The sequence below is a fragment of the Nonomuraea sp. bgisy101 genome (genome assembly GCF_057708945.1).
On record NZ_JBYITD010000029.1, the window covers coordinates 102,441 to 121,856 of the forward strand.

General features: G+C 70.8%; 18 protein-coding genes. 11 read left to right on the forward strand and 7 right to left on the reverse strand.

The window, feature by feature from the left end; translation table 11 throughout:
• Window positions 1–3: 3 nt before the first annotated feature.
• Complete coding sequence (locus AC3EO4_RS40870) at window positions 4–693, forward strand: hypothetical protein (protein ID WP_431900892.1); 690 nt, start codon at window positions 4–6, stop codon at window positions 691–693.
• On the opposite strand, the gene AC3EO4_RS40875 is transcribed toward AC3EO4_RS40870, so the two are convergent.
• From AC3EO4_RS40875 to AC3EO4_RS40885, 3 genes are all read right to left on the reverse strand, one after another.
• The gene (locus AC3EO4_RS40875; RefSeq protein WP_431900895.1) at window positions 690–1,601 is read right to left on the reverse strand and encodes an adenosine deaminase; all 912 of its coding nucleotides are present in this window, start codon (window positions 1,599–1,601) and stop codon (window positions 690–692) included. The two genes, AC3EO4_RS40870 and AC3EO4_RS40875, sit on opposite strands and share 4 nt — an antisense overlap.
• A gap of 84 nt (window positions 1,602–1,685) precedes the next feature.
• Entirely contained in the window at window positions 1,686–2,903 is a 1,218-nt protein-coding gene (locus AC3EO4_RS40880) for a cytochrome P450 (protein ID WP_431900897.1), read from the reverse strand.
• 163 nt (window positions 2,904–3,066) lie between these two features.
• Window positions 3,067–3,768: a TetR/AcrR family transcriptional regulator gene (locus AC3EO4_RS40885; RefSeq protein ID WP_431900900.1), complete on the reverse strand. Its 702-nt coding sequence runs from the start codon at window positions 3,766–3,768 to the stop codon at window positions 3,067–3,069.
• 182 nt (window positions 3,769–3,950) lie between these two features.
• On the opposite strand from AC3EO4_RS40885, the gene AC3EO4_RS40890 reads away from it, so the two are divergent.
• On the forward strand, window positions 3,951–7,265 hold the full coding sequence (locus AC3EO4_RS40890) for a beta-N-acetylglucosaminidase domain-containing protein (RefSeq protein ID WP_431900903.1): 3,315 nt from the start codon (window positions 3,951–3,953) through the stop codon (window positions 7,263–7,265).
• A 25-nt stretch (window positions 7,266–7,290) separates the two neighbouring features.
• Here AC3EO4_RS40890 and AC3EO4_RS40895 read toward each other — a convergent pair whose 3' ends face one another.
• Entirely contained in the window at window positions 7,291–8,556 is a 1,266-nt protein-coding gene (locus AC3EO4_RS40895) for a sensor histidine kinase (protein ID WP_431900906.1), read from the reverse strand.
• Window positions 8,553–9,209, reverse strand: a complete 657-nt coding sequence (locus tag AC3EO4_RS40900) for a response regulator transcription factor (protein WP_431900909.1) — start codon at window positions 9,207–9,209, stop codon at window positions 8,553–8,555. Before AC3EO4_RS40900 ends, AC3EO4_RS40895 begins: the two co-directional genes overlap by 4 nt.
• A 227-nt stretch (window positions 9,210–9,436) precedes the next feature.
• Between AC3EO4_RS40900 and AC3EO4_RS40905 the strand changes: the two genes are divergently transcribed.
• The 5 genes from AC3EO4_RS40905 (at window position 9,437) to mreB (ending at window position 14,266) form a co-directional block, all read left to right on the forward strand.
• Window positions 9,437–9,982 (forward strand): hypothetical protein, encoded by a 546-nt coding sequence (locus AC3EO4_RS40905; protein ID WP_431900912.1) that lies wholly within the window; start codon window positions 9,437–9,439, stop codon window positions 9,980–9,982.
• Window positions 9,979–11,043, forward strand: a complete 1,065-nt coding sequence (locus AC3EO4_RS40910) for an efflux RND transporter periplasmic adaptor subunit (protein ID WP_431900914.1) — start codon at window positions 9,979–9,981, stop codon at window positions 11,041–11,043. Before AC3EO4_RS40905 ends, AC3EO4_RS40910 begins: the two co-directional genes overlap by 4 nt.
• Complete coding sequence (locus tag AC3EO4_RS40915) at window positions 11,040–11,762, forward strand: ABC transporter ATP-binding protein (protein WP_431900917.1); 723 nt, start codon at window positions 11,040–11,042, stop codon at window positions 11,760–11,762. Before AC3EO4_RS40910 ends, AC3EO4_RS40915 begins: the two co-directional genes overlap by 4 nt.
• Window positions 11,759–12,955 carry an ABC transporter permease gene (locus AC3EO4_RS40920; protein ID WP_431900919.1) on the forward strand — a complete coding sequence of 399 codons (1,197 nt, stop codon included), beginning with the start codon at window positions 11,759–11,761 and terminating at the stop codon, window positions 12,953–12,955. The genes AC3EO4_RS40915 and AC3EO4_RS40920 overlap by 4 nt, the downstream gene beginning before the upstream one ends.
• 318 nt (window positions 12,956–13,273) lie before the next feature.
• Complete coding sequence (gene mreB / locus AC3EO4_RS40925) at window positions 13,274–14,266, forward strand: rod shape-determining protein (RefSeq protein ID WP_431900921.1); 993 nt, start codon at window positions 13,274–13,276, stop codon at window positions 14,264–14,266.
• A 48-nt stretch (window positions 14,267–14,314) separates the two neighbouring features.
• Here mreB and AC3EO4_RS40930 read toward each other — a convergent pair whose 3' ends face one another.
• On the reverse strand, window positions 14,315–14,848 hold the full coding sequence (locus AC3EO4_RS40930; RefSeq protein WP_431900922.1) for a ferritin-like domain-containing protein: 534 nt from the start codon (window positions 14,846–14,848) through the stop codon (window positions 14,315–14,317).
• 99 nt (window positions 14,849–14,947) lie between these two features.
• On the opposite strand from AC3EO4_RS40930, the gene AC3EO4_RS40935 reads away from it, so the two are divergent.
• Entirely contained in the window at window positions 14,948–15,601 is a 654-nt protein-coding gene (locus tag AC3EO4_RS40935; RefSeq protein WP_379575964.1) for a hemerythrin domain-containing protein, read from the forward strand.
• On the opposite strand, the gene lysA is transcribed toward AC3EO4_RS40935, so the two are convergent.
• Window positions 15,592–16,827 carry a diaminopimelate decarboxylase gene (gene lysA / locus AC3EO4_RS40940; RefSeq protein ID WP_431900923.1) on the reverse strand — a complete coding sequence of 412 codons (1,236 nt, stop codon included), beginning with the start codon at window positions 16,825–16,827 and terminating at the stop codon, window positions 15,592–15,594. The genes AC3EO4_RS40935 and lysA overlap by 10 nt on opposite strands.
• 122 nt (window positions 16,828–16,949) lie before the next feature.
• Between lysA and AC3EO4_RS40945 the strand changes: the two genes are divergently transcribed.
• The 3 genes from AC3EO4_RS40945 to AC3EO4_RS40955 are packed head-to-tail and all read left to right on the forward strand — an operon-like array spanning window position 16,950 to window position 19,406.
• A complete protein-coding gene (locus tag AC3EO4_RS40945) occupies window positions 16,950–17,819 on the forward strand; it encodes an ABC transporter substrate-binding protein (protein ID WP_379575962.1) in 870 nt (289 codons plus the stop codon).
• Complete coding sequence (locus AC3EO4_RS40950) at window positions 17,816–18,652, forward strand: amino acid ABC transporter permease (RefSeq protein ID WP_379575961.1); 837 nt, start codon at window positions 17,816–17,818, stop codon at window positions 18,650–18,652. The genes AC3EO4_RS40945 and AC3EO4_RS40950 overlap by 4 nt, the downstream gene beginning before the upstream one ends.
• A gap of 1 nt (window position 18,653) precedes the next feature.
• Window positions 18,654–19,406, forward strand: a complete 753-nt coding sequence (locus AC3EO4_RS40955) for an amino acid ABC transporter ATP-binding protein (RefSeq protein WP_379576325.1) — start codon at window positions 18,654–18,656, stop codon at window positions 19,404–19,406.
• Window positions 19,407–19,416: the final 10 nt, after the last annotated feature.

A 19,416-nucleotide genomic window follows, 5' to 3' on the forward strand; every position in this document is an offset into this window, starting at 1 on the left:
CGCGTGAAACCGATCTGCTTCTACTACGGCGACGGGCGGCTCGACCGGCTCGCCGCCTACGACAAGGTCGTCCTGCAGGCCGACTTCTACGGCGCGGAGCAGCTCGCCGTGCTCAAGAGCCACGGCGTGCACACGCTCGGCTACCTGTCGCTGTCGGAGGACGTGGGGCCGCCGGCGCCCTGGCAGCGGCCCGAGCGCAACCCCGACTGGGGCGGCGCCTTCGTCCACGTCGGCGACCCCGGCTGGGTCGGCCACGTGGTCGACCAGGCGAAGGCGGCGATCGCGACCGGCTTCACCGGGCTGTTCCTCGACACGCTCAACCTCGAACAGACCTACCCCGAGGACCTGCCGCACCTGCTCGCGCTCATCGCCGCGATCAGGGAGGAGGCCAGGCCCGACTACCTGCTGGCCAACAGGGGTTTCGGACTGTTGCCCAGGATGGCCGAGCTGGTCGACGGCGTCCTGTTCGAGTCGTTCTCCGCCCGCTGGGTCGACGAGCACAACTACGCCCCCTGGCCGGACGACGTGCTGGAAGTGCACGCCACCGTGGCCGAACGGCTCCTCGAGTACGACCTCGACCTGTACGCACTGGACTACGCCGACACCGCCGAGCTGACCGAGTACGCCTACCGGCGGGCCAACGAGTACGGCATGCTCTGCTTCGTCAGCGACCGGATCCTGTCGAGGACCTAGAAGTCGAAGCGGGCCTCGAAGGAGTTGCGGGCCAGCAGGTCGAGCTGGTCCTCGGTCATGCCCAGCTCGTCGCGCAGCATCCGGTAGTTGTCCTCGACGTACCCGCCGAAGTAGGCGGGGTCGTCGGAGTTCACGGTCACGAGCAGGCCCTCGTCCAGCATCGCGGGCAGGATGTGGTCGCGCAGCGTCGGCACCGCGCGCAGCCGCACGTTCGACAGCGGGCAGACGGTCAGCGGGATGCGCTCCTCGCGCAGCCTGGCCACCAGCGCGGGATCCTCCATCGCTCTGATGCCGTGGTCGACGCGCTCCACGCGCAGGATGTCGAGCGCCTCCCACACGTAGTCGGGGCCGCCCTCCTCGCCCGCGTGCGCGACCCTGTGCAGCCCCTCGCCCGCCGCGATGTCGAACACCCTCCTGAACAGCGAGGGCGGATAGCCCACCTCCGCCGAGTCGAGGCCGACCCCGATGAAGTGCTCCCTGTACGGCAGCGCCGCCCTGAGCACCGCCTCGGCCTCCTCCGCCCCCCTGTCACGCAGGAAGCACATGATCAGCGCGGCGGGCACGTCGCTGTCCTTGAGCGCGGCGCTCAGCCCGCCGAACACCACCTCGAGCGGCACACCCCTGACCAGGTGCGCCTGCGGGTCGAAGAAGATCTCGGCGTGCTGGACGCCGGACCGCTCCAGGTAGGCGGCGGCCAGGTCGTAGAAGTCCTGCTCGGTCCGCAGGACGGCCATGTTCTCGTAGTAGATGTCGAGGAACGACTGCAGGTTCACGAAGTCGTAGCGGGCCCTGATCGCCTCCACGTCGAAAGTGGGCAGTTCGACCCCGTTGCGCCGGGCCAGCTCGACGACGAGCTCGGGCTCGAGGGTGCCTTCGATGTGCAGGTGGAGTTCAGCTTTCGGCCGCATGGCATCGAGTAAACACCAGTGACGGATGGGGGAGTATCACGCGCCCCGGCCGCAGCGTTCCCTGTCCACGGTGATCCGCATCGCCTACTCCTCGTCCTGTGCGACGTCCCACGTGACGGGGAGCCGGTGCACGCCGTAGATCATCATGTCGGTGCGCAGTGGCACCTCCTCCGGCGGTACGGCCAGGCGCAGCGTCGGGAACCTGGCGAACAGCGCGGGGATGCCGACCTGCATCTCGACGCGTGCGAGCTGCTGGCCGAGGCACTGGTGGATGCCGTGGCCGAAGGCCACATGCCCGGCCGCGGAGCGGTGGAGGTCCAGCGTGTCGGGATCGGCGAAGTGCTCGGGGTCGCGGTTGGCGGCGGGAATGGAGACCGTGACCGACTGGCCGGCCCTGACGAGCCGCCCGCCGAGCTCGACGTCTTCGAGCGCGGCCCTGACGGTGCCGGGGACGATGCTCAGGTAGCGCAGGAGCTCCTCGACGGCCCTGTCGGTGAGGCCGCGGTCGGCCTGGAGGGCGGCCAGCTGGCCGGGGTGGCTCATGAGGGCGAAGGCGCCGAGGGCGAGCATGTTCGCGGTGGTCTCGAATCCGGCGCCCATGAGGATGCCGCTGATGTTCGTCAGCTCCTCGTCGGTCAGGTCGGTGCCGTTGACGAGGTCGCTGAGCAGGTCGTCGGCGGGGTCGGCACGCTTGGCCAGCACCAGGGCGTGCATGAACTCCGTGAGGGTGGTGAAGGCGGCGATCTTCTCCTCGGGGGAGACCTCCAGGCTCAGCAGCTTGGACATGTCGTCCTGGAATCTGGCGCGTTCACCGGTGGGCACGCCGAGCAGTTCGCAGATGACCAGGCCGGGAATGGGCAGCGCGAACGCCTCCACGAGGTCGACGGGCGGGCCGTGCCGTTCCATCGCGTCGAGGTGCTCGGCGGTGATCTCCTGGATCCTGCCGGTGAGCCGGCGCATCCTGCGGACGGTGAACTGGCCGGTGAGCAGGTGCCGGTAGCGGGTGTGCTCGGGCGGGTCCATCGCGGTGAAGATTCCGGGGGGTGCCGGCCGGGGTTCGCCCATGCGTGTTCCCCCCAGGGGCGCGTGGGTGAGGTCGGCCCTGTGGCTGAACCGAGGGTCGGCGAGGACGGCGCGCACCAGGGCGTGACTGGTGGCGAGCCAGCCGAGGTGGCCGTCGGGGTAGACCATGGGGGCGATCGGCTGGTCCTCACGCAGCCGGGCGAGATCCTCTGGCGGGTCGAAGGGGCAGCCTGCCACGCGTGCGGTCGGCATGGCCGCGGCGGTCGTGGGCTCGGACATCTCGGTCCTTCCTGTGCGTTCGAGCAGGGGAGTCCGGTGGTACGGCTCAGCCGGCCGCCATGTCCCGGCGGCGCAGGCCGTACAGGCCGAGGAGGATGAGCGCCGCCGCCGCGGCGGTCAGGACGGCGAGCGGCAGCAGGGTCAGCTCCCCGCCGCGATGGCGTCAGTCATGGGGATGCTCCTCGGGTCGGCGGAGCGTGGCTCCGCGATCTGTCTTGGTCTGCTCGGCCTGGATCCGGTCGAGGACGGCTCTGACGTCGGCGGCGTCGTCGAGGCTGAGCATGGGGTGCGAGTAGATGTCGATGAGGGTCCTGGCGAGCAGCAGGTCTCCCTCGGGGCTGAACAGGTCGACACCCATGCCCCTGGACACGTGCTTGTGGAGCACCGCGATGGCCAGCGCCATCGCGGTGCCTACCGTGGCCCTGGTCTTCCTGTCGACGTCGGGGAGGTCGGAGCGGGTCTTGTCAAGGTCGGCGAGCCATTGCTCGCTCAGCTCGACCATCTCGTCGAAGACGGTCTCGGCCGATCCCTCCGCGAGCGCGCGCGCCAGGTACTGCTGATAGGGGCCCATCGCGGCCTTGGCGGTGGCGACCGGGTTGCCCTTGTGGAGGGCGTCGCCCGATCTGACGTCGTCGTTGAGCCTGCGGATCATTCTGGCCAGGTACGCGTCGCACGCCTCGCGCAGCGCCTGCTTGGAACCGAAGTGGTGGCGTACCAGCCCTGACGACACACCGGCGGTCTCGGCGATGCCTCTGATCGTCGCCCGTTCGAACCCGTGCTCGCCGAAGTGCTGCATCGCGGCGTCCCTGATACGGGCACGGGCGGTGAGGTCCTCGGGGTCGGGTCCGGTCGTCGTCACTGTCATCCATCCCTATCCATGCGTGTAACGGGCTACTCGCTCAGATAGGACGCTACACGCGTGTGTAGTCGCCGTCCAGGCCTGGTGGATGAATGGTGGTCCGTACCGGTATTGACCGCATACGGAGTGGGTGGTCTTATGTGAGCAATCGTGCACCCTTGAAGGGTGTATTGCGCAAAGGAGGACGCGTGCCCCCCAAACGTCCCGGCTTGATCATCCTCGCGACCGCTCTCGCCGCCTCTTCCCTCCTCGCCGCGACACCTGCCCACGCCCGTCCCGACCGGCCCACCGACCAGCTCTACCCCACTCCGCAGGAGGTCACCCCCACAGGAGATGGCTTCCCTCTCACCCCTGTTGTCGGACTGGTCCGTACCACTCGGAGCGACCCTCAGGCCGAGGCCGTCGTCAGGAAGGCGCTGGAAGCCGCGGGCGTCCAGCGGATCGAGACCACCGACGGCGAGGATCCCAAGACGCCCGTCACCCTCTGGCTGGGCGGCGGCGCCGACAGGTTGGGCGTGAAGGGTCCCGAGGGGCTCCCCGCCGAGGGTTACGTGCTCGCGGCAGGCAAGGGCAGGCGCGGCGGCAAGCACATCGCGCTCGACGGCGTCGACGCGGACGGCACCTACTACGCCGCGCTCACCTTCGCCCAGCTCATCCAGAAGCGCGCGGGCACCGACCTGGTGCCCGGCGTGGTCGTGCGCGACTGGCCGTCCATGGCCTACCGGGGCTCGATCGAGGGCTTCTACGGCACGCCCTGGTCGCACCAGGACAGGCTGGACCATCTCGACTACCTCGGCGCGCACCGGATGAACACCTACGAGTACGCGCCCAAGGACGACCCCTACCACCGTGACAAGTGGCGGGAGCCGTACCCTCAGGACAAGCTGGCGCAGCTGGGCGAGCTGATCAGTCGCGCCCGCGCGAACAGGGTGGACTTCACGTTCGCGATCTCGCCGGGCCTTTCGATCTGCTACACCTCGCCCGACGACGTGAACAGGCTGCTGGCCAAGTTCGAGGCGATCTACGCGCTCGGCGGCAGGTCGTTCAACGTCGCGCTGGACGACATCGACCCCAACAGATGGAACTGCGACGGCGACCGCGCGAAGTACGGCACGACCGGTCCTGGCCACGCGCAGACCGACCTGCTCAACACCGTGCAGGCCTGGGTGCGGAGCAAGGGCGACGTGGCGCCGCTGCAGACCGTGCCGACCGAGTACTACAACGCCACCGACACCCCCTACAAGAAGGCGTTCAGGGACAACCTCGACCCCGAGGTGATCGTCCACTGGACGGGATGGGGCGTGGTCCCGAAGGTGATCCTCAGGCGGGAGGTCGCCGAGGCGCGGGCGGTGTTCGGCCACAAGATCCTGGTCTGGGACAACTACCCGGTCAACGACTACAATCCCGGCCGCCTGTCGATCGCCGCCTACACCGGGCGGGAGAACGGCCTGTCGGAGAGCCTGGCCGGCATCATCTCCAACCCGATGAACCAGGCCGCCGTCAGCAAGATCGCGCTCTACTCCTTCGGCGACTTCGGATGGAACGACAAGGCCTACGACGCCGAGCGGTCGTGGCTGCGCGCGCTGGCCGAGGTGGCGGGCGGCGACCAGGCCGCCATCCAGGCGCTGCGCGACTTCGCCGACCTCAACACCCTCGACGGCACGCTGCACACCAAGCAGTCGCCCGTCCTCGCCGCCGCCATCGCCAAGGGCGAGGGGCTGCGCGCGATCGCCGAACGGTACGCCAAGGCGTCCGACCTCATCACCCGCGGCGTGGCCGACCGCGCCTTCCTCGACGAGGCGAAGTCGTGGCTCGACGCGGCCAGGCTGTGGACCACGGCCATGGTGAAGGCCCTCGACCTGGCCGACGCCGTCCACGCCGACGACGGGAAGCGCGCGCTGGCGCTGCGCGAGGAGATCGCCGAGCTGGTCGCCGACGCCAAGGCCATCAGGGACGTACGGCAGCCGCACGCCACCACCTTCCCCAAGGTCGGCGACGGCGTCGTCGACCTGTTCATCGCCGACGCACTCAAAGCCTTCGACGCCTGGATCGGCGTCGACCCGGATCGGCCGACCGCCTCCAGCACGCTCGGCGTCTACTCCGGATACGCCCCCGAGCTGATGACCGACGGCAACCCCGACACCTTCTACTGGAGCAACGGCGCGCCCGGTGCGGGCGACGCGGTGACCGTCGACCTCGGCTCGGCCAGGACCATCGGCGACATCGCCGTGCTGATGGGCAAGAGCTCGAGCCCCGCCGACTACATCCACGCGGGCGTCCTGGAACACTCCGTCGACGGCACGACCTGGACGGCGCTGACCACGGGCACGAGCGCCGAGGTCAGGGCCAAGGCGCCCGAGGGCGCACTGGCCCGCTACGTCCGCTACCGTTCGACGGGCGGGCAGGACAACTGGCTGGTCGTGCGCGAGTTCACGGTCGGCACGCTCGACCGGGACACGACCAGGCTCACCGCGAGCGGCACGCCCGCGGGCAACCTGGCGGCCACCGTCGACGGCAACCTCGACACCGCCTACGCGGCCTCCGGCTCGCCGTCGAGCGGGCAGGCCCTGCAGGTGACGCTCTCCCGGCCGCGCGCGATCGACAAGGTGGTCGTCATCGGCACGGGAGCCGCCGAGGTGCAGGTCAGGGTGGGTGGCCAGTGGCAGGCGATCGGCTCGCTCGCCGGGCCGTACACCGAGCTCGACGCGCCCGACGTGACAGGCGACGCCGTACGGCTGGCATGGACGGCGGGCGGCGCCGCGCCGCGGATCGCCGAGATCGTCCCACGCTACGCCGACGTGCCCCCCGCCGACCTCCTGCTCACTCCCGGCATGCTCGAGGCCATGGCGGGCAGGAAGTCCACGGCGACGGCGGTGCTGACGACGCGGCTGGCCAGGTCGGTCGAGGGAACGCTCGCGGTGGGCGCCCCCCAGGGATGGACCGTCGCCCCGGCGGGGAAGCGGGTCACCGTGCCGCGCGGCGGGCAGGTCGTCGTCCCGCTGGAGATCACCCCGCCGGCCGGGGCGGCCGGCCGTACCGAGACGGTGACGGTGAGCTTCGGCGAGGTCAAGGCCGAGCTGAAGGTGGCAGTCCACCGGCCCGTGACGGCGGTCAACCAGGCGCTCGGCAGGCCCGCCACCGCCTCCAGCGTCGAGAACGGCACCACGTTCGAGGCCGCCAAGGCGGTGGACGGCGATGCCGCCACCCGCTGGTCGTCCAGGGCCGCCGACGGTGAGTGGCTCCAGGTCGAGCTGGCAAGGGCGGCCGACGTCGGCAAGGTCGTGCTCCGCTGGGAGGCCGCCCACGCCGCCGCCTACCGCATCGAGGTCTCCGCCGACGGCACCACGTGGCAGCCCGCCGCGGAGGTGACCGCCAGTGACGGCGGAGTGGACGAGGTGTGGATCGACCAGCCCAACAGCGCGAGGTTCGTCCGGATGCAAGGGGTCCGTCGGGCGACCGGCTTCGGCTACTCGCTCTGGGAGATGGAGGTCCACACCACCTGACCGCAAGGGTCTGCCGGCACACCGTTCACGTCACGCTCGTCTCCGCCGCTCCGCCTTCGGGGCTCAGCGGCAGGGTGACGGTCACCGTCATCCCGCCGCCCTCACGGGAGCGGGCGACGATGTCGCCTCCGTGGGCGCGGGCGATGGAGCGGACGATGGACAGGCCGAGGCCCGCGCCCTTGGCGGTGACCAGCCGGTCGCCGCCAAGGCGGCGGAACGGCTCGAACAGGGACTGGATCTCGTACGGCGGCACGACAGGGCCGGTGTTGCTCACCTCCACCGCCACGCGCCCTTCGGGCAGCGTACGGCTGGTCACCCGTACCCAGGCGCCGCCTGCGCCGGTGTTGTGCCTGATCCCGTTCTCCACCAGGTTGTGCACCAGGCGTTCCAGCAGCAGCCCGTCGCCCGCGGTGGGCGCGGGGCCCGCCTCCTCCCGCACCGTGACCCCCGCCTGCCGGGCCTGCGGCGCGTTCTGAGCGACCACGTGGCCCACCACGTCCGCGAGGTCCACAGGGGAGCCGTCGGTGATCTCACGCTCGGAGCGGGCCAGCAGCAGCAATCCCGAGATGAGCCGCTCGTGGCGCGAGTTGATCTCCAGCAGGTTCTCGCCGAGCCGCTTGACGTCCTCGGAGGCCGTCGCGCGGTGCATGGCCAGCTCGACCAGGGCACGGCCAAGAGTCAACGGGGTGCGCATCTCGTGCGAGGCGTTGGCGACGAAGAGGCGCTGCCCGTCGAAGGACCGGTCGAGCCGCTCGACCATGGTGTCGAAGGTGTCGGCCAGATCCTTGACCTCGTCGTCAGGACCGCGCAGCGCGATGCGCTCGTGCAGGCCGCGGTCGGCGGCGGCGGAGGCGCCGGCGATCCGGCGGGCGGTCTCGGTCACCCGATGCAGCGGAGCCAGCACCCGGCCGGCGACGAGCCAGCCGAAGCCGACGGCTGCGCCGCCGACGACGAGAAGCGCCAGCCCGCCCTGGGTGATGAGGGAGGTGCTGGCGGCGTCGCGCAGCGTGTTCTTCTGGTCACTGAGCCACGTCTCCGCGGATGCGCCGGTGAGCCTGTCGCCGTGCTCGGTGACCACGGTGAGGTCCTTCGTCTGGGGCGGGCCGGTCTGCGAGGCAGGCGCGGCGCCCGCGCTGTCGAACGTCGGTCCTGAGCCGCTGAGCTGCTGGTCGAACAGCGCGTAGGTGACACCGAGCAGCACCACCCCTGCGGCGAGGAACAGGCAGCCGTAGATCAGCGTGAGGCGGGTCCGCAGGGTGATGCGGCGCGGCAGCGGTCGGCGAAGGCTCACGGGATGCGATACCCCACTCCCGTGACGGTCTCGACGACGGGCGGGTCGGCGAGCTTGCGCCGCAGCCGGAGGACCGTGAGCCTGACGGCCCCCGTGAAGGGGTCGGCGTGCTCGTCCCAGACCTTCTCCAGCAGGTGTTCGGCCGAGACCGGGGCCCCTTCGGCGCGCAGCAGCTCGGCCAGGACGGCGAACTCCTTCTTCGCCAGCGGCACGTAGCGGTCGTCGCGGAACACCTCGCGCCGCGCCGGGTCCAGGGTGATGCCCGCGCGGCGCAGCACCGGAGGAACGGCCGGTCGAGAGCGCCGCCCCAGCGCCAGGACGCGTGCGGCCAGCTCGGCGAAGGCGAACGGTTTCGTCAGGTAGTCATCGGCGCCGAGACGCAGTCCCGCGACGCGGTCGGTGACCTCGCCGGCGGCGGTGAGCATCAGCACCCGCGCCGCCGACCCCGCCTCGACCAGCTCGCGGCAGACCTCGTCGCCGTGCACGGCGGGCAGGTCCCGATCCAGGACGACCACGTCGTAGTCGTTGACGGCCGCGCGTTCCAGGGCGGCGGCGCCGTCGTAGGCGACATCGACGGCATGGGTCTCCTCGCGGAGCCACTCCGCGATCGCGTCGGCGAGCATCGCCTCGTCCTCCACCACCAGCACCCGCATCCGTCGCACTCCTTCCCGACGCGGCCGCCCGCATCCGACGCCTGTGGCCCGCGCAGGCCATGCTCGCCGACGCCACGTTTCCTTTCCGTTAGCGACCGACGTCGGCGGCGACCGGGCACGGGGACGGAGGTCGTCGTCCTCGAAACGCCGGGGAAACAGCCCTTCGCGTTGCATGGCCTGCCGAGCGGCCGCCTTCAGCTCCGGCCATGACACGAGGAGACGACACCATGCGAATGCGAACCCGCCGTGCGCTGGCGGCCCTGCCGCCGGTCCTGGTACTGGCCCTTGCCGCGTGCGGCGCCCCCGCAGGCGGCACCGGCGCGAGCAGCGGCACGGGCGGCGACCGAGGCGGCGACACGGCCAAGCCCGCCGCCTCGGCATCGGCCGCCGCTCCCACCGACCGGCGGGAGGCGCAGCTCAAGTTCGCCCAGTGCATGCGCGAACACGGCGTCACCATGAAGGACCCCGAGCCGAACGGCGCGATCAGCGTCCAGACCCGCAAGGGAGAGGAGCAGAAGGTCGGCAAGGCCCAGCAGGCGTGCAAGCACTTCATGGAGGCCGCCGTCGGCGACAGCAAGGGAAAGCCCGACCCGGAGATGCTTGACCAGCTCGTCGCGTTCGCCCGGTGCATGCGCGAGCACGGCATCGACATGAAGGACCCCTCGCCCGACGGCCGGGTCGACATCGACATCCCCAGGGGGACGCCCGAGCGGAAGGTCCAGGAGGTCCAGCGGGCGTGCAAGGAGTTCGCCCCCGAGGGATTCCCCTCATGAGGAGAGGCCTCGCCCTCGCCGGTGGCGGCCTGCTCGCGGTCGCCGCCGCCTGGACGGCGGTGACCGTGCTCGGCGACGGCGGCGCCGGCACGGCGGCGCCGGCCACAGCACCCGTCCCCGCCACGGCGACGATCACCCGGCAGGACCTGGTGGACACCAAGACCGTCGACGGCTCGCTCACCTACGCGGGCGAACGCCGGCTGGTCACCGACGCCTCGGGCACCGTGACCTGGGCGCCCGCCGAGGGCGCGGTGATCCGCCGCGGTCGTCCTCTGCTCGAGGTCGACCGCAGGCCGGTCGTGCTCATGTACGGCAGGCTGCCGCTCTACCGGCAGCTGCGGCAGGGCATCGAGGACGGGCAGGACGTGGAGCAGCTGGAGCGCAACCTGCGGGCGCTCGGCTACGGCGACCACCTCACCGTCGACGACCACTTCAGCTACTCCACCCACCTCGCGGTCACGGGATGGCAGGACGACCAGGGGCTGCCGGAGACAGGCCGGGTGGACGGCACGCAGGTGGTGTTCCTTCCGGCGGCGGCCCGCGTCACCGAGGCCATGGCCACGGTGGGCGCGAAGACCGCACCGGGTCGGCAGGCGCTCACGGTCAGCGGCATCCGGAGGTTGGTCCACGTCGACCTCGACACCGGCGACCAGGCGCTGGCCAGGAAGGGCGCCAAGGTCACCGTGGAGCTTCCCGGCGGGGAGCGCGCCAGCGGGAAGATCACCTCGGTGGGCACCGTGGCCAGGAGAAAGAGCTCGGATCGGGGCCAGGACGCAGGCACCACCATCGACCTCGACATCACGCTGAGCAGGGCCCCCGAGACGAAGCTGGACCAGGCACCCGTCGAGGTGGAGCTGGACGGCGAGCCGCGCAGGAACGTGCTGGCCGTACCGGTGGAGGCGCTGCTGGCGCTGCGCGAGGGCGGATTCGGCGTGGAGGTCGTCGAGGGGGGCGCCGCCCGCGTCGTGAGGGTGCGGACAGGGGCGTTCGGCGGCGGGCTGGTGGAGATCAGCGGCGCGGGCCTGTCGGAGGGCATGAAGGTCGGGGTGCCCGCGACATGAGCCCGTCGTACGTCGTGGAGTTGCGCGAGGTGACCAAGGTCTACAACGGCCACGTGCGGGCGTTGCGCGGGGTGGACCTCACGATCGGGTTCGGCGAGCTGCTGGCCATCGTCGGTCCCTCAGGTTCGGGCAAGTCCACCCTGCTCCACATGGTCGGCACCCTGGACCGGCCCACCACCGGCACGGTGCGCGTCGCCGGGCACGACATCGCCGCGCTGCCGGACCGCGAGCTGTCGGCACTGCGGGGCCGTACCCTGGGCTTCGTCTTCCAGCAGTTCCATCTGGCGCCCGGGGTCAGCGCGCTGGACAACGTGGCCGACGGCCTCCTGTACAGCGGAGTCCCCTTGCGGGCCAGGCGCGAGCGGGCCGCGGCCGCCCTGGAAAGGGTCGGGCTCGGCCACCGGCTGGCACACAGGCCGAACCAGCTGTCGGGCGGGGAGCAGCAGCGCGTCGCGGTGGCTCGTGCGGTGGCCGGTGACCCGCCGCTGCTGCTGGCCGACGAACCCACCGGCAACCTGGACTCCTCGGCGGGCTCAGAGGTGCTCGGGGTGCTGCGTGATCTGCACGCCGCCGGCACGACGATCGCGATCATCACGCACGACGCGGAGATCGCCACGTGGTGCTCGCGTCAGGTCCGCGTCCGCGACGGCCTGATCGTCGACGACCGCGGCGACGGCGCCGTCCGGCCGGCCGCCACCACGAAGGGAGCGCGGACGTGACGCGCGATCGGTTGAGTCCCTCCCGGCTGAGCCCATCCGACGTGTTCAGGGTCGGAGCGGCGGGGCTGCGGGCCCGGCCGGCCAGGGTGGTGCTGTCGGCGCTCGGGATCGCCATCGGCATCGCCGCCATGATCGCCGTGATCGGCATCTCGTCATCCTCCGGCGCGGAGCTGATGCGCAGGCTCGACCGGCTGGGCACCAACCTGCTCACCGTCTCGCCCGGCCAGACGATGTTCGGGACGAAGGCCGAGCTGCCCACCACCGCGCTGCGCATGGTCAAGCGCATCGGCTCGGTCCGCACGGCCTCGGCCACCGGCTCCCTCGACACCGGCGTGCGGCGCACCGACCGCATCCCCGACACGGTCACCGGCGGCATCGCCGTCCAGGCGGCGACGACCGAGCTGCTGACCACCCTGGAAGGCGGCGTGTCGAAGGGGACCTGGCTGAACGCCGCGACCGAACAGCAGCCCGCCGTCGTCCTCGGCTCCGAGGCCGCCTCGCGGCTCGGCATCACCAGGACGGGCGTGCGGGTGTGGATGGGCGACCGGTGGTTCACGGTCATCGGCCTGCTGGGGCCGATGCCGCTGGCCCCGGAGATCGAACGGTCGGCTCTCGTCGGCGTCCCCGTCGCCGAGCGGCTCCTCGGCTTCAACGGCCATCCCACCACCATCTACGAGCGTTCGGCCGACGAAGCCGTGGAGGCCGTGCGAGCGGTGCTGCCGCGCACGGTCAACCCGGAGAACCCCGCCGAGGTCGAGGTCAGCCGCCCCTCCGACGCCCTGGCCGCCAAGGCCGCGGCCGCGGGCGCCTTCACCAACCTGCTGCTCGGCCTCGGCGCGGTCGCGCTGCTGGTCGGCGGCGTCGGCGTGGCCAACACGATGGTCATCTCCGTGCTCGAACGCCGTCGGGAGATCGGCCTGCGCCGCTCCCTGGGCGCCACCAGGGGACAGATACGCGTCCAGTTCCTGTCCGAATCGCTGCTGCTGTCCGCGTTGGGCGGCGTGGCCGGTTCGGCGGTGGGCGCGCTGGCCGCCTCCGGCTACGCGCTCGAGCGGGACTGGCCGCCCGTCGTACCACCATGGGCGATCGGCGGGGCGATCGCGGCCGCGCTCGTCATCGGCACCGTCGCGGGCATCTATCCGGCCATGCGCGCCGCCCGCCTCTCGCCGACGGTCGCCCTGGCCACGACCTAGGGTCCGGCGGCACCGCCCGGCGTCCATTCACGTCAACGACACGATCGCGAGGTGACGCCGTGCGTCGATCCCTGTCACCTGCCCACCCGAGGTCGCCGACGACGCGGCGGCGTGGCGGCGTGGCGGCCCACGACGGGATGTCGGCCGCTGGAGGGCCGGTGCGCGACCGCGCGGGCCACGGCGCGGGGAGACGGTGATCATCGGTGTGGGCGAACGATGGGCGATATAGCACGTTTCGTGGCACGTTTGCCGATTTGGGGTGAGCGATTGGTGTTGCGTGGACTCCGGGCAGGCAACGCAACAACCATGAGGAACGGCATGAGTGTCAGGCGGCTCGAATCGATGCTCCCGTTCCTCAGCAGGGATCTGGCCGTCGATCTCGGTACGGCCAGCACGCGCATCCACGTGAGCGGCAGGGGCATCCTGCTCAACGAGCCGTCGCTCGTCGCGGTCGATCAGGAGACAGGGCAGATCGTCGCGTTCGGCGCCGACGCCAGGAACCCGTTGACCGGCACGGTCACCGTACGGCCGGTCAGGAACGGGGTGATCGTCGAGCCGGACGCGGCCCGCCAGATGCTGCGCCACTTCGTGCACAAGGTGCACGGACACCCGTTCGCCAGGCCGCGCATGACGATCGCGGTTCCCGGCGGGATCACCGCGATCGAGCGGAAGGTCGCGCTGGAGGCGGCCTACGAGGCACAGGCCCGCCAGATCACCTTCATGGAGCAGCCGCTGGCGGCCGCGCTCGGCGCGGGACTGGCGCTGGCCGATCCGATCGCGGCGATCATCGTGGACGTGGGCGGCGGCACGACGGACGTGGCGGCGGTGTCGATGGGCCGATCGGTGGCGGTCAGGTCGATGAGGACCGGCGGCGAGGAGATGGACAGGGCGATCAAGCTGGAGGTCAGGCGCGCCTACGGGATCGTCATCGACGACAGGACGGCAGAGTCGCTGAAGGAGGAGATCGGCGCGGCCTGCGATCCGCCCGCGGGGCGCCGGATGGAGGTCAGCGGGGCTCATCCGAGGCACGGCGCGCCGATGTACGCCACGGTGTCGGCCGACTGCGTCCACGAGGCGATCGATCCCGCGGTGAGGGCGATCGTCGAGGCGGTGCGGGAGATCCTCGAGTCGTGCTCACCCGAGATCGCCGCCGACGTGGCGCGTCGCGGGCTGCTGCTGACGGGAGGCGGCGCCCGGCTGGCCGGGCTGCCCAGGAGGCTGCGGCGCGACCTGGGCATTCCGGTGACACGCGTCGACACGCCCGAGCACGCGGTGGCGCTGGGCCTGGGGATGTGGGCGGCCCGCAACTAGGGACCCGCCTCCGCCTGGTGGGGTGTCGGGCAGGGGGGAGGTCGGGGTCTAGCGGGGCATGCGCTCCAGCAGGCTCTTCAAGTCGTCCGCGTGCTCCTCCTCCTTGGCCAGCAGGTCCTCGAAGACACGGCGGGTGGTGACGTCCTTGTCGCCGAGCCACTGGACGATCTCGGTGTAGGCGGCGACCGCGATGCGCTCGGCGACCAGATCTTCCTTGATCATCTCGGTGAGGTCCGCGCTGGAGTCGTACTGCGAGTGCGAGCGTGCTGTCAGCGTGTCGGGGTTGAAGTCGGGCTGTCCGCCGAGCTGCACGATCCTGGCGGCCAGCCTGTCGGCGTGCTCCTGTTCCTCCGTCGCGTGCTCCAGGAACTCGCCGGCGACGGACTCGGCCATGATGCCGGTGGCGGTGTAGTGGTGCCGCTTGTAGCGGAGCACGCAGACGATCTCCGTCGCCAGCGCCTCGTTGCAGACCTGGATGACGCGTTCCAGGTCGGCGCCGTAGGCGTCGGTGATGGGGCCCTTGCCGATCTCGGCTCTGGCGCGCTCGCGGATGGTCTTGATGTCAGTCAGGAACTCGGCCATGGCCCGCCTATGCCCCCCCAGTTCCGCTCTGACGCACCCCACCGTCGCAAAGGATGAATCTGCAATTCGTTTCCAAGCCGCGCCTCCCACACTCGCAGGGTGAATGACGAGAAACCAGGAATTTGGGAGATGGTGGTCGTCCACCGCGTCTTCCGCAGGGAGTTCGGCGCGCTGCCCGCCTACATCAGGGCCGTCAGGGCCGGCGACACCGACCGTGCCGCCGTGCTGGCGGAGCACCTGAAGGACATCCTCACCGGATTGCACCACCATCACGAAACCGAGGACAGGATGCTCTGGCCGCTGCTGCTGGAGCGGGCATCGCCGGAGAAGGATCTGATCCTCACCATGGAAGCGCAGCACGAGCGGGTCGCGGCGCTCATCCCGGCCATCGAGGACCTGCTCCCCGGCTGGGTGGCGGAGGCCGCCCCCGCGCGGGGTGAGCGCATCGCGGCGCTGGTGGCCGAGCTGTCCGGCGAGCTCGACGCCCATCTCAAGCAGGAAGAGGAGGAGATCCTTCCGCTGGTCACCCGCCACGTCACGGTCGAGGAGTGGGAGAGCCTCGGCGAGGCGGGCCGCGAATCGATCCCGAAGGACAAGCTGCTCGTCTCCCTCGGCGCGATCCTGGAGGAGGCGACGCCGAGGGAACGCGCCGACTTCCTCGCCAAGCTGCCCCTGGTGGCCAGGATCGTGTGGATGCTCGTCGGCCGCCGCCAGTACGCGGCGGCGACCAACAGGATCAGGACCTACAGGTAGAGCCTCAGCAGGTCATCCTCGGTCTCGCGGCGGACGATCGCTCTGGCCGCGCCATCACGTACCGCCACGACGGGGGGCCGTGGCACGTGGTTGTAGTTGCTCGCCATGGAGCGCTGGTAGGCGCCCGACACGGGAACGGCGAGCAGGTCGCCGGGCCGCAGGTCGCCGGGCAGGGGGAGGTCTCTGACGAGCACGTCGCCGCTCTCGCAGTGCTTGCCGACCACCGTGAACAGGCTGGGCGAAGCGTCGGAGACCCGGTTGGCCGGCGAGGCGGTGTAGGCGGCGCCGTACATGCCGGGGCGGGGGTTGTCGCTCATGCCGCCGTTGACGCTGACATAGCGGCCCTTGATCGTGCCGACCTCGTAGAGCGCGACCGTGGAGGGTCCCGCGATGGACCTGCCGGGCTCGACGGCCAGGCGCAGGCCCGCCGTCTCCTTCTTCAGGACGGCGACGAGCTCGGCGGGTGTCGGAGGGGTGGCGTCGGTCGGCAGGTAGGCGATGCCGAGGCCGCCGCCCAGGTCGAGCCTGGTGACGCCGACGCCGGCGGCGAACTCGGCCATCCTGTTCGCGGCGGTGCCGAAGGCGTCCAGATCGAAGATCTGCGAGCCGATGTGGGAGTGCAGGCCGTACAGCTCCAGCGAGGGTTCGGCGGCCACCCGATCCACGGCCAGCGCGGCCGCGCCCGCGCTCAGCGAGAAGCCGAACTTGGAGTCCTCACCGCCGGTGGCGATGAAGGCGTGGGTGTGCGGGTCGACGCCGGGCGTCACCCTGATCATCACCCGCTGCCTGACGCCCAGGTCGGCGGCGATCGCGGCGAGCCTGGAGATCTCGGTGAAGGAGTCGACGACCACGCAGCCGATGCCCCACTCGACGGCGCGGCGCAGCTCGGCGGGCGACTTGTTGTTGCCGTGGAAGACGACCCGCTCGGGCGGCATCCCTCCGGCCTTCGCGACGGCGAGCTCGCCGCCGGTGCACACGTCGAGCGAGAGGCCGAGCCCGTCCAGCCAGCGGACCACCTCGGGGCAGAGGAACGCCTTGCCGCCGTAGTGGACGTCGCCGTCGGGCAGCGCGTCCAGCCATGCGCGGGCGCGGGCGACGAAGTCGGCCTCGTCGAGCACGTAGGCGGGCGTGCCGTACACCCTGGCCAGTTCCACCGCTCCCACGCCGCCCAGGTGCAGCTCCCCGCCGTCCCAGGTGGCGGTCTGGGGCCAAATGTCCAAGCTCATGGGAAGGAAGCGTAGGCAGATCCGATGCCTGGCCCGTCTGAGCCTCGATGGATTCGTTGGTGAGGGTCGCATGCCTTCACGAGGCTTGGTGGCGGCCGGCGGGCTGACCACCATGAGGTGCCATGCGAAAACACCTGGTCATCGCCCTGGTGGCGGTCTGCGCGCTGGGCGCGGGATGCGGGAGGTCCGGCTCGGGTACGGCGGCGGCACCCACGCCACCGTCCTCGACGGGCAAGAGCGCCAAGGACCTCGTCCCCGACACCGTCAGGAAGTCGGGCGAGCTGCGGATGGCCACCTCGGAGGGCTATCCGCCAATGGAGATGTACAAGCCGGGCACCCAGGAGATGACCGGCGTCGACGCCGACCTGGCCGTCGCGATCGGCGCGCGGCTCGGGCTGAAGACGCGCATCATCAACGCCTCCTTCGACGGCCTGATCCCCGGGCTGCAGGGCGGCAGGTGGGACATCGCCATGGCCGCGCTCAGCGATCTGGAGCAGCGCCGCAAGGCCGTCGACTTCGTCGACTACTTCAACGCCGGCGGCTCCATCATGGTCGCGAAGGGCAACCCCGAAGGCATCAAGACCCTCGCCGACCTGTGCGGCAAGAAGGTCGTCCTGGCCAAGGGCAGCTCCAACCTGGAGATCGGCAAGCGCCAGAACGACAGGTGCGCACAGAAGATGGAGATCATGCAGAGCGAGGACGCCCCGACCGGCCTGCTCACCATCGACTCGGGTCGTACCGTCGCCACGATCGTCGACTCGCCCGTGGCCTACATGTACGCCAAGGAGACCGGCAAGTACGACGTCCTGCCCGAGCAGTACGACGCGGGGCCGTGGGGCATCGCCGTCGACAAGAAGCAGACGGGCCTGCGCGACGCCGTCGCGAAGGCGCTGCAGGAGCTGATCGACAGCGGCGAGTACGGGAAGATCCTGGAGAAGTACGGCACGACGCCGAACGCCGTCTCCAAGGTCACGATCAACACCGGAGCATGATGGACCTGGACCTCCGGATCGAGGCGGTGAAGCCGCCCAGGCCGGGGCGGCTCGTCGCGGCGGCTCTGGCGGCGCTGGTCATGGCGTGGCTGGCCTACACGATCATCGTCAATCCCAACCTGCACTGGGACGTGATCGTCGAGTTCCTGCTCGACGGCCGCATCCTCGGCGGCCTGTGGATCACGATCGCGCTGACCGCGCTGTCGATGGCGATCGGCGTGGGCCTCGGCGTGGTCGCCGCCGTCATGCAGCTCTCGGACAGCCCCGTGTTGCGCGGCGCGTCAGGCCTCTACACCTGGTTCTTCCGCGGCACGCCGCTGCTGGTGCAGCTCATCTTCTGGTTCAACATCGGCCTGGTCTTCCCCGAGATCGGGATCGGGATCCCGTTCGGCGGCCCGATGTTCCTCCAGTGGCCGGCCAACGAGCTGATCACGCCGTTCACCGCGGCGCTGCTCGGGCTGACCATCAACGAGGGCGCCTACATGGCCGAGATCGTCCGGGCGGGCATCCGCTCGGTCGATCCGGGCCAGCGGGAGGCGGCCGAGTCGCTGGGCATGACGCACCGGCAGATCCTGCGCAGGGTCGTGCTCCCTCAGGCGATGCGGGTGATCATCCCGCCGACCGGCAACCAGTTCATCTCGATGCTGAAGACCACCTCGATGGTCTCCGTCATCTCCGGCGCCGAGCTGCTGACCGTCTCGCAGCGCATCTACCTCGACAACTTCGAGGTCATCGCGCTGCTGGTCGTCGCCTCGGCCTGGTACCTGCTGCTCACCAGCGTGGCCACCGTCGGCCAGCACTTCCTGGAGAGGAGGTTCAGCCGTGGCCACTAGCATGGTGAAGATCGAATCGGTCAGGAAGAGCTTCGGGCACCTGGAGGTGCTCAGGGGTGTCAGCCTCGACGTGCCTCCTGGCGGGGTGGTCTGCGTCGTCGGCCCCTCGGGCTCGGGCAAGTCGACGCTGCTGCGCTGCGTCAACAGGCTGGAGACGATCGACGCGGGCCGGGTGTGGGTGGACGGCGAGCTCATGGGCTTCGCCGAGAAGGCGGGCAGGCTGCAACTCCTGCGGCCCGATGAGCTGTGCAGGCAGCGGCAGGAGATCGGCATGGTCTTTCAGCGCTTCCACCTGTTCCCGCACATGACCGCGCTGGAGAACGTCATGGAGGGGCCGTGCACGGTGAAGCGCGTCTCGAAGGCGGCGGCGACCTCGCACGCGCTCGCGCTGCTCGACCGGGTGGGCCTGGCCGACAGGGCGGGCCACTATCCGAGGCAGCTGTCGGGCGGTCAGCAGCAGCGGGTCGCGATCGCGCGCAGCCTGGCCATGAACCCCAAGGTCATGCTCTTCGACGAGCCGACCAGCGCGCTCGACCCCGAGCTGGTGCAGGAGGTGCTGCAGGTCATGCGCGACCTGGCGGCCAGCGGGATGACGATGATCGTGGTGACGCACGAGATGGGCTTCGCCAGGGAGGCGGGCGACCACCTGGTGTTCATCGACGACGGGCTGATCGTGGAGGAGGGCGCGCCTCGCGAGGTGCTGTCCAACCCGCGTCACGAACGCACCCGCGCCTTCCTCGGGCAGGTGTTGTGAACGGCTCGCT